Annotated in this window: 11 protein-coding genes; 3 read left to right on the top strand and 8 right to left on the bottom strand. The window is 66.0% G+C overall.

Features of this window, described 5'->3' with window-relative positions; translation table 11 throughout:
- The 3 genes from KJ554_04005 to pdhA form a co-directional block, all read right to left on the bottom strand.
- The coding region (locus KJ554_04005; GenBank protein MBU0741501.1) for a 2-oxo acid dehydrogenase subunit E2 at nt 1-246 on the bottom strand (246 nt) is incomplete at its 3' end.
- 10 nt (nt 247-256) lie between these two features.
- Nucleotides 257-1,237 carry an alpha-ketoacid dehydrogenase subunit beta gene (locus tag KJ554_04000; protein MBU0741500.1) on the bottom strand — a complete coding sequence of 327 codons (981 nt, stop codon included), beginning with the start codon at nt 1,235-1,237 and terminating at the stop codon, nt 257-259.
- Nucleotides 1,230-2,327, bottom strand: a complete 1,098-nt coding sequence (pdhA, locus tag KJ554_03995) for a pyruvate dehydrogenase (acetyl-transferring) E1 component subunit alpha (GenBank protein ID MBU0741499.1) — start codon at nt 2,325-2,327, stop codon at nt 1,230-1,232. The genes KJ554_04000 and pdhA overlap by 8 nt, the downstream gene beginning before the upstream one ends.
- A gap of 309 nt (nt 2,328-2,636) precedes the next feature.
- Here pdhA and KJ554_03990 point away from each other — a divergent pair, with 309 nt between their 5' ends.
- Nucleotides 2,637-3,149 carry a ferritin gene (locus KJ554_03990; protein MBU0741498.1) on the top strand — a complete coding sequence of 171 codons (513 nt, stop codon included), beginning with the start codon at nt 2,637-2,639 and terminating at the stop codon, nt 3,147-3,149.
- A gap of 95 nt (nt 3,150-3,244) precedes the next feature.
- On the opposite strand, the gene KJ554_03985 is transcribed toward KJ554_03990, so the two are convergent.
- Genes KJ554_03985 through KJ554_03965 form a run of 5 tightly spaced genes read right to left on the bottom strand, consistent with a single transcriptional unit; the run spans nt 3,245 to nt 8,663 of the window.
- Complete coding sequence (locus KJ554_03985) at nt 3,245-4,288, bottom strand: inorganic phosphate transporter family protein (protein ID MBU0741497.1); 1,044 nt, start codon at nt 4,286-4,288, stop codon at nt 3,245-3,247.
- On the bottom strand, nt 4,288-4,932 hold the full coding sequence (locus KJ554_03980) for a DUF47 family protein (protein MBU0741496.1): 645 nt from the start codon (nt 4,930-4,932) through the stop codon (nt 4,288-4,290). Before KJ554_03980 ends, KJ554_03985 begins: the two co-directional genes overlap by 1 nt.
- Nucleotides 4,933-4,959: 27 nt before the next feature.
- Nucleotides 4,960-7,068 (bottom strand): Na/Pi symporter, encoded by a 2,109-nt coding sequence (locus KJ554_03975; GenBank protein MBU0741495.1) that lies wholly within the window; start codon nt 7,066-7,068, stop codon nt 4,960-4,962.
- 15 nt (nt 7,069-7,083) lie between these two features.
- Nucleotides 7,084-7,302, bottom strand: a complete 219-nt coding sequence (locus KJ554_03970; GenBank protein MBU0741494.1) for a hypothetical protein — start codon at nt 7,300-7,302, stop codon at nt 7,084-7,086.
- The gene (locus KJ554_03965) at nt 7,299-8,663 is read right to left on the bottom strand and encodes a formylglycine-generating enzyme family protein (GenBank protein ID MBU0741493.1); all 1,365 of its coding nucleotides are present in this window, start codon (nt 8,661-8,663) and stop codon (nt 7,299-7,301) included. The genes KJ554_03970 and KJ554_03965 overlap by 4 nt, the downstream gene beginning before the upstream one ends.
- Nucleotides 8,664-8,828: 165 nt before the next feature.
- Between KJ554_03965 and KJ554_03960 the strand changes: the two genes are divergently transcribed.
- Both KJ554_03960 and lysF read left to right on the top strand, forming a co-directional pair.
- Nucleotides 8,829-9,269: a CBS domain-containing protein gene (locus KJ554_03960; protein ID MBU0741492.1), complete on the top strand. Its 441-nt coding sequence runs from the start codon at nt 8,829-8,831 to the stop codon at nt 9,267-9,269.
- 58 nt (nt 9,270-9,327) lie between these two features.
- Nucleotides 9,328-11,262 carry a homoaconitase gene (lysF, locus tag KJ554_03955; GenBank protein MBU0741491.1) on the top strand — a complete coding sequence of 645 codons (1,935 nt, stop codon included), beginning with the start codon at nt 9,328-9,330 and terminating at the stop codon, nt 11,260-11,262.
- Nucleotides 11,263-11,462 lie beyond the last annotated feature (200 nt).

Below are 11,462 nucleotides of genomic sequence, written 5' to 3'. Positions count from 1 at the left end.
CGCCTTGCCGCTGCCGTCGTCGATCACGGCGATGACCTGTCCGGTCTCGACCACGTCGCCCACCTCGCCGACGACCGTGACGATCTTGCCGCCTCGCGGCGACGGGATCGTGACCGCGGCCTTGTCGGTCTCCACGTCCACCAGCGGCGCGTCCTCGGCGATGGTGTCGCCGGGCTGGACGTGCCACTTGAGCACTTCGCCCTCATGGATGCCTTCGCCGAGATCGGGCAGCTTGAACTCGAACATCGGTATCTCCTTAGAAATCTAGCGCTTCCTCGATGCCCCGGCGGACTCGGCCAACCGTCGGCATGTAGAGCAACTCGCGACTGAAGTAGGGCGTGACCACGTCGTAGCCGGTGATCCGCTTCACGGGAGCCTCGAGGTACATCAGTGCCTTGTCGTTGACGGTGGCGATGATCTCGCTGGCGGCGCCGAACGAACGCGGCGCCTCCTGCACGATCGCCAGGCGTCCGGTCTTGCGCACCGACTCGGCGATGGTGTTCCCGTCCAGGGGGGCGATGGTCAGCAGATCGATCAGTTCGATGCTCGCGCCGCGCTCCTTCTCGAGCTCGGCCACGGCCTTCTGCGTGGTGTGCATCATGGCGCCCCAGGCCACGACGGTGATGTCGGCGCCCTCCTGCACGACCCGGGACCTGCCGATCTCGATGGTCTCGCTCTCGGCGGGCACGTCCTCCTTGAAGGCCCGGTAGGAACGCTTGGGCTCCATGTAGACCACGGGGTCGGGATCCTCGATGGCCGCGCGCATCAGGGCGCGGGCGTTGCGCGGCCCGGACGGGATCACGACCTTCACGCCCGGCAGATGGGCGTAGGTGGCCTCGCGGCTCTCGCTGTGGTGCTCCAGGGCGCGCACGCCGCCTCCGTAGGGCAGGCGCATGACCAGCGGCACGTTGAACTGCCCGTGGGTTCGCGAGCGCATGCGCGAGGCGTGTCCCTCGAGCTGGGGGATCATCAGGTAGGAGAAACCGGAGAACTGCATCTCCCCGACCGGCCGCAACCCCGCCATGGCCATGCCGATCGAGGTGCCGATGATGCCGCTCTCGGCCAGGGGCGTGTCGATGACGCGCGCCTCGCCGTACTTCTCCTGCAGGCCGTCGGTCACCCTGAAGACGCCGCCGTCGACCCCCACGTCCTCGCCCAGCACGATCACGTTATCGTCGGCGGCCATGGCCTCGTCCAGGGCCAGGTTGATGGCTTGCACCATGTTGAGCTTAGGCATGGCCGGCCTCCTTCCCGAGCTCCGCCAGAAACGCGGCCTTCTGCTCCTCGATCGTGTCGTGCCGTGTACCGAAGACGTGATCGAACGGGGCTTCGGGCGGAAAATCGGTCTTGGCCTCGAAGGCCTTGATCTGCTCGTCCATCCGCGCCTTCAGCTCCTCCTCGAGGGCCGCCTGGTCCTTTTCACTCCAGAACTTGCGTGCTTCCAGGTACTTGCGGAAGCGGAGCAACGGGTCGCGCTGCCACCAGACCTTCTCCTCCTCCTCGGTCCGGTACTTGTACTGGTCGTCGGCGGTGGTATGCATCATCAGGCGGTAGGTGACGGCCTCGATCAGGGTCGGTCCCTCGCCGCGGCGTCCGCGCTCGAGCGCCTCCCTGGTGGCGACGTACATGGCCAGGGCGTCGTTGCCGTCCACCTGGACGCCGTGCATCCCGTAGGCGATGGCCTTCTGGGCGATGGTGCCCGACCTGGTCTGCTTGGCGCGGGGCACGGAGATCGCCCACTGGTTGTTCTGCACGACGAAGACGACCGGCAGGTTCCAGACCGAGGCGAAGTTCAGGGCCTCGTGGAAATCCCCCTCGCTGGTGGCGCCATCGCCCATGAAGGCCAGCGCGGCCGACTCGGGCTCGCCCTTGAGGCGCATGGCGTAGGCCAGTCCCACCGCGTGCAGCGGCTGGGCGCCGACGATCACCGAGATGGGCAGGTTGCGCGGGCTGGAACCCTCCTCGTTGACGTTGCCCTCCTCGTAACCATTGAAGTAGACAAGCTGTCGCAGCAGGCTCTCGCCGCGCATCAGCCGGGCGCCGTGCTCGCGGAAAGCCCCGACGAACCAGTCGCGGTCCGTGGCGGCGAACATGGGCGCGCAATGGGCCGCTTCCTGGCCCGTGCTGGGGCCGAAGGTGCCGATGCGGCCCTGGCGCTGCAGGTTGAGCATCCGTTCGTCCGTGATGCGTCCCCAGACCATGTGACGGTACAGCTCGATGAGCTGGTCCCGCGTCAGATCGGGCTCGAGCTCCTTGTCCACGTTGCCCTGCTCGTCCAGGATCTCCAGTCGCGAGACCTGGAACGAGGCGACTTCCTGCAAAGGCATGGATCTTCCTTTCGCGGCCCCGACGGCCGTGTGGCTGTCATGTTCCGGCAGGCCCGGGCGACCGCCACTCGGGGCGAAATTGCGGCCAGATGGCGGGAGATGGCGTTTCCACCCTGGAATGAGCGATCCTCACGGGGCTTCAGTATCGTCACATCCGAAGGGAACCGCCACTTTCCGGACATGACAACCGATATCAGCATGTGACGCCGATTTCAATGGCAAGATCGATGAACAGAAACTATTGTTCTACACCGAACGCCCCATTGTACACCTCAGGCACGTCGCCAGGAGGCACCAAGGAGTTTCGCCGTGTTGAAAGAGAAGATCCAGATAGCGCTCAACGTCCAGATCCAAGCCGAATTCTTTTCCTCCTACCTGTATTTGTCCATGTCGGCGTGGTGCGAGAACAACCACTATGAGGGTTTCGCCCAATGGATGCGCATGCAGGCCCAGGAAGAGCTGTTTCACGCCCTGAAGATCTACGACTACGTCAACATGACCGGCGGCCGCGTGCGGCTGCAGGCGGTCCAGCAGCCCGAGACCGAGTGGCAGGACCCCGTAACGGTTTTCGAGGCCGCCCTGGGCCACGAGAGACATATGACAGAGAACATCAACAACCTGGTCGGCCTGTGCGTGAAGGAGAGCGACTTCGCCACCCACGCCATGCTCCAGTGGTTCGTCAGCGAGCAGGTCGAGGAGGAGGCCACCATCGACTCGATCCTCGGCAAACTCAAGATGATGGGCGGGCAGGGCCCCGGACTGTTCATGCTGGATCAGGATCTCGGCCAGCGCCCGGCACCTACGCCGCCGGCCGCCGTGTAGATGTAGACAACGCGATCAGAAACGACGCCACGGCCCGCCGGAAGCGGCGGGCCGTTTTCGTCGCGGGTCCGAGTACATACGGGGGTCCTGTGCCCCTACTGCATCACCTGTATCGCGAACACGTTCTGCAGGAAGAACAGGCCGACGAAGGTGATCGCGCAGGCGACGACCGGCGTGGTCACCCAGCCGGCGGCGATCTCCCCCAGGACGCGGTACTTGATGCCCCGGCCGCCTTTCAGCAGCCCGAGGCCCAGCACGCCCCCGACCACCGCCTGGGAGCTGGAGACCGGCACCAGGGGGATCGTCGGCAGATGATGCGAGCTGAGCCAGACGCTGAGTTCCTGGCTGGAGAAGAGATACAGCACCAGCGAGTGGGCCAGCACCACCACCAGGGCCATCGGGGCGTTGAGGTGCATGAGGCTGCCGCCCACGGTCTCCATCACGCGCCGCGAATAGGTGAACACGCCCACGGCGATGGCGAACCCGCCGATCAGGAACAGCTGCTGGATGCCGTCGAGCGTGAACAGGCCGGCCACGTCCAGCGGCTTGAACGGCGACACGGGCACGAAGACGCCCATCACGTTGGCGATGTTGTTGGCGCCCAGGCTGTAGGACCCGAAGGCGCCGGTCAGGATCAGCCCCCACCGCAGGACGACGTCCTCCCACACCAGGTGCAGGGGGAAGTGCCTGAAGGCCGCCATCAGCCCGAGGTAGAGGAGCACGGCGAACAGGCCGGCCAGGATCGGGCAGGCCACCCAGGTCGTGACGATCTTGATCAGGGTCGAGACGTCCGTCGGCGAGCCCGAATAGAAGTTCCAGCCGATGATGGCGCCCACGACGGCCTGCGAGGTGGAAACCGGCAAGGACAGGCGCGTCATGCCGAAGACGGTGAAGGCCGCCGCCAGCGCCACCATGAAGGCGCCGCCGAGGGCGTTCACGGCGCCCAGCTGGCCGAGCGTCTCCGTGGTGCCGGTGCCGCCGATCACGGCACCAACCACCAGGCACAGGCTGCAGATGAGCGCGGCCGTGCCGAACCTGATCATGCGCGTGCCGACCGCCGTGCCGAAGACGTTGGCCGCGTCGTTGGCGCCCAGGGACCAGCCCAAGAAGAGACCGCCCGACAGGAAGACGAGCAGCATCACACGGTCCTCTTGATGGCGTAGATCGACAGGCGGTCGGCCACGTTCTCCGCCATATCGGAAACCTCGTCGATGTGCTGCGCGAAGTAGCGCAGGTGCATCTTGTGGGCCAGGTCGAGATCGGTGGCGAAGATCTTGCGCTTGAGGTTCATGGCGCGCCGGTCGCCTTCCTTCTCGTGGAAGTAGACCTTGTGCAGGCTCTCGTTGACGCACTGGGGATCGCGGAAGAAGGCGCGGGCGGCCTGCACCACCGTCTCAGCCGTGAGCGCAGCGGTCTCGGCCAGCTCGATCCAGTCGGTCTTGTGCTCGGGAAGCATCTCCGGCTGCTCCACCATGATCAGGTTGATGGTGTGCTTGGCCGTGTTGATCACGTCGTCCATATGCTCGAGCAGGCCCAGGACATCGCCGCGCGATTCCGGGATGAGCGAATGGCGATAGAGCTGGTTCTCGATGGTGCGGCGCAGGTCGTCCGCCTTGTTCTCGAGCGCCTTGATGGAAGCGCAGCGCTCCGTGAAACGTTCTCCATTGCCGGCGAGGTAATCGTCGATCCCCTGCTTGAAGACGAGAGCGCCCTCGCTGATCGTGTCGAGGAACGCATCGATCTTGGTCGTGAGTTCCCGCGTCTGGTGGAACAGGATCGGCATGAATCTCTCCTTGTCTCATGGTCACGATCAATCCGGAACGTTGCCCTCCAGCGCCTTCTCGCCCTCGAACCGCGTCAGCATGGCGCGCGCGATGTCCGCCGAGTGGGAGTTCATCTTGCGCAGGGCGTCCATCAGGGAAAGGTGCACCTCGCTGGTGGCCAACGACTCCCTGATGTTGCCGCTCACGCGCTCGAAATGGGCCTGGCGGTAATCACCCTCCAGCGCCACGTAGCGGGCCTGCTTGACGGTCATCTTCTTGGCCGTCTCGAGGCTGTCCTCGCGGAAGGCCTCCAGACCGCGCGAGATCTGCTTGAGCATCTTGATGTGGTAGGCCTCGACCTCCTTGCGGCCGGAGGGCGAGAAGTCGGCGCCCAGCGACGCCTTCTTGTGGGCCAGCGGACACAGCTCCTTGTCGATGATGTCGGCGATGAACTCGTACTGCTTGGTGACGTGCATCATCAGGTAGACTTCCTCGGTCTGCTCCTCGCTGAGATCCTGCATGCCGATGTCGATCAGATAGGCCAAGATCTGAACATCCAGATCGTCGATCTCGTGCTCCCGCTCGTGCAGATCGTCCAGCATCTCCATGTCGTTGTCAACGAAGGGCTTGATCACGTCTGTGGCCATGTGGCGCACGATCTCGCCCATGCGCAGGATCTCCACCTTGGCCAGGTTCAGGGCGAGGGTCGGCGTCTGCAGCATGCTGGGTTCGAGGTAGCGCGGCCGGTAACGGGCCGCGATCGGTTCGAGCTTATCGGGAAGCAGGCGCACGACGAGACGGCCGAACAGCCCGGTAAAAGGCAGGAAGACCAGGGCCAGGCCAACGTTGAAGATGGTATGCGCGTTGGCCACCTGGCGCGGGATGAACTTGGCCATGCGCACCGTGTCGGCGGGTTCGATGGCGCCGCCTGGCGAGACCGAGCGCACGAAATCGGCGAAAACGGGGATCCAGAACACCATCGCCAGCACGCCCGTGATCTTGAACAGGGTATGGGCCAGGGCCACGCGCTTGGCCTCGCGGCCCGAGTTGAGGCTGGCGAGGACGGCCGTGATGCAGGTGCCGATGTTGGCGCCGAGGATCAGGGGGATCCCGGCGTCCAGGGACAGGAAGCCCTGTTGCGCCAGCACGATGATCACGCCCGTGAACGCACTCGAGCTCTGGATCAGCGCCGTGAAGGTCGTGCCGATCAGGATGCCCAGCAGCGGGTTCTCGAGTCCGGCGAGCAGATCCAGGAACGGACGGTATGTGCGCAGGGGTGACATGGCCATGCTCATGACGGCCATCCCGTAGAAGAGCATGCCGAAGCCCAGCAGCACGTTGCCGAGGTTGCGCAGCTTGTGCCGGCGGCCCAGGAACTTCAGGCCGAAGCCCAGCGCGATCATCAGCAGCGCGTAGTCGGTGAGCTTGAAGGCGATCAGCTGGGCGGTGATGGTCGTACCGATGTCCGCGCCCAGGATCACGCCCAGGGTCTGGGCGAAGCTCATCAGCTGCGCCTGCACGAAGCTCACGAGCATGACCGTCGTGGCGCTGGAACTCTGGATGACCATGGTCACCACGGCGCCCACCACGGCGCCGAGGTAGCGGTTCGCCGTCAGGGTGCCTAGGATCGCCCGCAGGCGCCCGCCCGCCGACCGCTGGAGCGACGAGCTCATCATGTCCATGCCGAAGAGGAAGAGCCCGAGCCCGCCGGCCAGGCCGAAGAGCATGAACAGCACCCAGGTCGTCTCGCGGACGGGTATGGTGTAGACGTTGCGGCCGCCGTCCGCCCAGACGCCCTCGGTGTGGGCCACGATCGAGTATTCCTCGGCCTCGGCGCCGGCGGTGAAGGTGAGGGTCGCGATCCCGTCGAAGTCCGTCTCGCTCTTGCCGAGCAGCTTCTCGGCGGGCGCCACCTGGTCGAAGACGACGACGACGCCCGGCGCGGGACGGCCTTCGTCGTCCAGCACGAGCGCGCGCAGCTCGACATCGTGTCCGGTGAAGACGGAGCCCTCGTCCCCGGAAACGCGCCGGCCCCCCGCGTCCACGGGATGCTCCAGCCGGTACGGCGGCGCGGAGGCTCCGGCCACGCCGACGGCGACGGCGAGCATCACCGGCAGGGCGAACGCCGCCGACAGTGCAAGATAAGGTCTCTTCATGGTTCTTCCTCGACATTACCGATCGGCGGGTGTCATCGCCTCTCGGATCATCCCGTCTGTCTGTACGGCTTTTTGCGATTTGACGTCCACGATCACGAAGGCGATGCCGGCGTCGGCGAGCAGTTCGCCGTCGCCGGCCCGCCGCACTGCCTGACGGACGATACCGCTACGCCCTCCCGGATGGGCGAATTCCGACGCGATAGCCAGTTCGTCGTCCAGCGCGGCGTGGCTCATCCGCCGGCCCCGCGCTTGTCCTCCGCGTCGTTGCGCACGACCCGGAAACCGACGGCCTGGTTCCCGAACAACGGGTTCTGCGACGAACGCGCCGCCGAGCGGCAGATGCCGCCCCAGGCGGAGTAGTTGCCGCCGCGCACGACCCTGCGCGTGCCGACGTCGGAACCCGCCGGATCGACGGCCGGCGAGGCGGCGTAGTAGCTCGCGTCGTAGAGATCCCAGCAGAACTCGCCCACGTTGCCGTGCGCGTCGTACAGGCCCCAATCGTTGGGATAGAGCGAGCGGACGGGCTGCCGGGCATACGCGTTGGGACAGTACCAAGCGAAGTAGGTCAGGACCGGATCGGGTTCGCACGTCAGTTCCGCCAGTTCGCCGGCGGAGATGGCGGTGATCGTGCCGGCGCGGCAGAAGTGCTCCCACTCCGCCTCCGTCGGGAGGCGGTAGCCCGGCGCGTCCGGATCCCAGGTCACGCCCCCGTTCACGGTGTAGGCGGGCGCGAGCCCCTCGTTCGCCGACAGGGCGTTGCAGAAGTCGACGGCCTGCTCCCAGGAGACTAGGACCACCGGCAGGTTGGCGACGGTCGGGTCGCCTTCCCGGTTCCCGCCCATCACGTCGTCCCACTGGACGTTGGTGACCTCGGCGACGGATACCCACAGGTCGCGGCTCAGCGTCACGTCGTGCCGAGGCCATTCGTCGCTCGACGCGCCCGGCTCCGCCGCGGGCGAGCCCATGGCGAAGGTGCCGGCGGGCACCTGGACGAATTCCAGCGGCCACGGCGGCAGCAGGGTGTAGGTCACGGACAGTGCCAGGGTCTGTCCTTCCAGCAACTCCGCCGTCACGTAGCCGGGGGGGGGGACGGACCAGCCGGGTATCTCTTCCCAGTCCGCGGTCACCTGTCCGGCCGGCACGTCGTGCAGGACGGCGTCGCCGTGGCCGCTGCGGTCGTTCTCGCCGTCTCCCGTCTCCACCTTCAGCACCCATGCCGCGTACAGGTCGTCGGGCTCGATGTCGATCGTCACGATGTTCTCGGGCGGCGGGTCGGAGACGTAGGTGCCGGTGAAGGTGATCGCCCCCCCGGCGTCCAGCGTCAGGGACTGGGGCAGCGGCGCGTCCCAGTTCAGGACCGGGAGCCAGGTGATCTGATAGTCGCCGGGAGCCAAACCGGTCAGCTGCTCGTCGCCGGTGCCATCGCGGGTATAGCCTTCCGGGCCCGTGAGGGTCCAGCCGGCCCCCAGCCCCGCGGGCACGATCTCGACGATCACGTCGCCGGGGGCGGGCGGATCTGGATTCGCGGGGTCGTCGCCGCTGCAACCCGTCACAAGGACCGTCGCGATCAGGGCCAGTGTCAGGACACGTTTCATAACCGGCAAACCTCGGGTTCGGATGGCATGCGCGCGCGAAGCCTGAAAATAGCGCATTGTACGGGCTGCTGGCCAGAAATGATGGTAACGGTCGCCACACATCGCGATTTGGCTTATCGTGACCGGAAATTCGAGTGCGAACCCATGGCAAGGAGAAGGACTACCATGGCCACCGTTGCAGACATTCTCAGGCACAAGGGCAGGGACGTTTTCAAGGTCGATCCCGACGACAGCGTATACGAAGCCATCGCGGTCATGGCGAATCAAGGTGTGGGATCGTTGCTCGTCACACGGGAGGACGACATCCGGGGCATCGTCACCGAGCGTGACTATCTCGGGAAGATCGCGCTGAAGGGACGTTCCTCCCGCGACACCAAGGTGCACGAGATCATGAGCGAACACCTGCTCTTCGTCGAGACGGATCACGACGTGTCCGAAGCCCTGGCCATCATGACCGAGGCGCGCATCCGTCACCTGCCGGTGATGGAGGAGGGACGCCTGGCCGGCCTGGTCTCGATCGGCGACTGCGTCAAGCAGGTCAGCCACGAGCAGAAGGTGCAGCTGCGCTACCTGAGGGACTACATCGAGGACAAATATCCCGGCTGACGGTCCTTGTGCGGGGTCGGCCCAGATAGCAGATTTGGGCCAACGGAGGTGTATCGCCATGGCCCAGACCGTCATCGAGAAGATCGCCCAGTCCCACGCCGTCGACCTGCCCGCGGGGACCGAACTCCATGCGGGTGATTTCGTCACCCTGGTTCCCGACCAGGTCATGACCCACGACAACACAGCCGCCGTCCTGCTGAAGTTCGAGACGCTCGGCGTCGCCAGGATCGCCAACCCGGGTCAACCCGTCTTCGCCCTGGATCACGACATCCAGAACCGCAGCGCGGGCAATCTCGCCAAGTACGCCAAGATCGAGGCCTTCGCCAGGTCCCAGGGCGTGGACTTCTATCCCGCCGGCACGGGCATCGGTCACCAGGTGATGATCGAGAACGGCTACGTCAAGCCGGGAGGCTTCTGCGTCGCCAGCGACAGCCATGCGAACATGTACGGCGCCGTGAGCGCGGTGGGCACGCCCGTGGTGCGCACCGACGCCGCCGCCCTCTGGGCCACCGGCCGCTTCTGGTGGCAGATCCCCCGTACAGTCCGGGTCCGGCTGAGCGGCGAGCTGCAGCCGGGCGTCACCGGCAAGGACGTCATCCTCACCCTCTGCGGCCTCTACAACCGGGGCGAGGTGCTGAACGCCGCCGTCGAGTTCGCCGGTCCCGGCGTGGAGACCCTGTCCATGGACGCGCGCATGACCATCGCCAACATGACCACTGAGTGGGGCGCGCTGGTGGGCTGGTTCCCCTGCGACGCGCAGACGCTCGACTTCCTGCGCAAGCGGCGGGCGATCCTCGGACTCCAGGGGCTCCAGAACCGTCTCGGCGAGGACGAGCTGGCGGGCTGGGAGAGAGATCCCCTCCGTTCGGATCCGAGCGCCGCCTACGCGGGCTCCATCGCGCTCGACCTCGGCGAGGTGACGCCGCACGTGGCGGGGCCGGACACCGTGCAGCGCACCGCGCCCCTGACCGACCTCATCGCCGCGGATATCCGGATCCACAAGGCTTATCTGCTGTCCTGCGTGAACTCGCGCCTCGAGGACCTGAAGGCCGCCGCAGACGTGCTGCTGGGCCGCAAGGTCGCCGACGGCGTCGAACTCTATGTCGCTGCCGCCAGCCAGTTCGTCGAGGACCAGGCCAAGAAACAGGGGTACTGGCAAATACTGCTGGATGCGGGCGCGATCGCCCTGCCGCCGAGCTGCGGCCCCTGCATCGGTCTGGGCACCGGTCTGCTGGAAGCCGGCGAGGTGGGGATTTCCGCTACCAACCGCAACTTCAAGGGCCGCATGGGATCGCGGGACGCCAAGTGCTACCTGGCCAGCCCCGTGGTCGTGGCCGCCTCGGCCGTCGCCGGCCGGATCACCGGTCCCGAGGAATTCACCGGCCCGCAGCCGGCTTACGCCTTCGCGCCGGGCGGGAAAGCCCCGCGTGCCGGTGCGGTGGAGATCCTGGACGGCTTCCCCGCCCGCATCGAGGGCCGCGGGCTATGGCTCGACGTGGACAACCTGAACACCGACGGCATCTACGGGAAGGACTACACCTACCGCGAGGACATGACCCCCCGGGACATGGCCCGCGTGGTGATGGAGAACTACGATCCCGCCTTCACCGGCATCGTGGCCGCGGGCGACGTCCTGATCGGCGGCTTCAACTTCGGCACCGGGTCGTCGCGCGAACAGGCCGTCACCGCCCTGCAGGCCGCCGGCGTCGCACTGCTGATCGCCGGCTCCTACTCCCAGACCTACCTGCGCAACGCCATCAACAACGGGTTCATCTGCCTCGAGAGCACGACGCTGGTCGATGCCGTGCGGGCCGCGCACGCCGGACCCGCGGACAAGACGGTCGTCATGGACGGCGAGATCGCCGTGGACTTCGCTCGGGCCGCGATCACCTGGCAGGGAGGCGAGTACGCCTTCGCACCTCTCGGGCGCCCGGTCCAGGAGGTCATCATCGCCGGAGGCGTTGAGAACCAGGTCAGGGAGGCTCTGAAGTAGAGGCTGGCCGAACTCTTTTCAATACCTTTTCAGGGTAATTGGTGCGCAAGCGACACTTTTCATTGCGCTATCAAACGAGTTGTCCCGCACACCTAGCGAAAGAGTTATAATCGAAAGTTGTGGATGACCTGATCAAAAGAGGTGGCGTATCCTCCCCATTGACGTTTTCAAATCTCTTTGAAAGGAGAGGACACGCCATG

The organism is bacterium (genome assembly GCA_018814885.1).
GTDB lineage: Bacteria > Krumholzibacteriota > Krumholzibacteriia > LZORAL124-64-63 > LZORAL124-64-63 > JAHIYU01.
This window is presented reverse-complemented; position numbering and strand designations above follow the sequence as displayed.

What these genes read in the sequence shown, in the direction of transcription:
- KJ554_04000 (MBU0741500.1), bottom strand. Translation starts at nt 1,237, where the DNA reads ATGCCTAAGCTCAACATGGTGCAAGCCATCAACCTGGCCCTGGACGAG.
- KJ554_03975 (MBU0741495.1), bottom strand. Translation starts at nt 7,068, where the DNA reads ATGAAGAGACCTTATCTTGCACTGTCGGCGGCGTTCGCCCTGCCGGTG.
- KJ554_03965 (MBU0741493.1), bottom strand. Translation starts at nt 8,663, where the DNA reads ATGAAACGTGTCCTGACACTGGCCCTGATCGCGACGGTCCTTGTGACG.
- lysF (MBU0741491.1), top strand. Translation starts at nt 9,328, where the DNA reads ATGGCCCAGACCGTCATCGAGAAGATCGCCCAGTCCCACGCCGTCGAC.
- KJ554_03970 (MBU0741494.1), bottom strand. Translation starts at nt 7,302, where the DNA reads ATGAGCCACGCCGCGCTGGACGACGAACTGGCTATCGCGTCGGAATTC.
- KJ554_03980 (MBU0741496.1), bottom strand. Translation starts at nt 4,932, where the DNA reads ATGCCGATCCTGTTCCACCAGACGCGGGAACTCACGACCAAGATCGAT.
- KJ554_03985 (MBU0741497.1), bottom strand. Translation starts at nt 4,288, where the DNA reads ATGCTGCTCGTCTTCCTGTCGGGCGGTCTCTTCTTGGGCTGGTCCCTG.
- pdhA (MBU0741499.1), bottom strand. Translation starts at nt 2,327, where the DNA reads ATGCCTTTGCAGGAAGTCGCCTCGTTCCAGGTCTCGCGACTGGAGATC.
- KJ554_03960 (MBU0741492.1), top strand. Translation starts at nt 8,829, where the DNA reads ATGGCCACCGTTGCAGACATTCTCAGGCACAAGGGCAGGGACGTTTTC.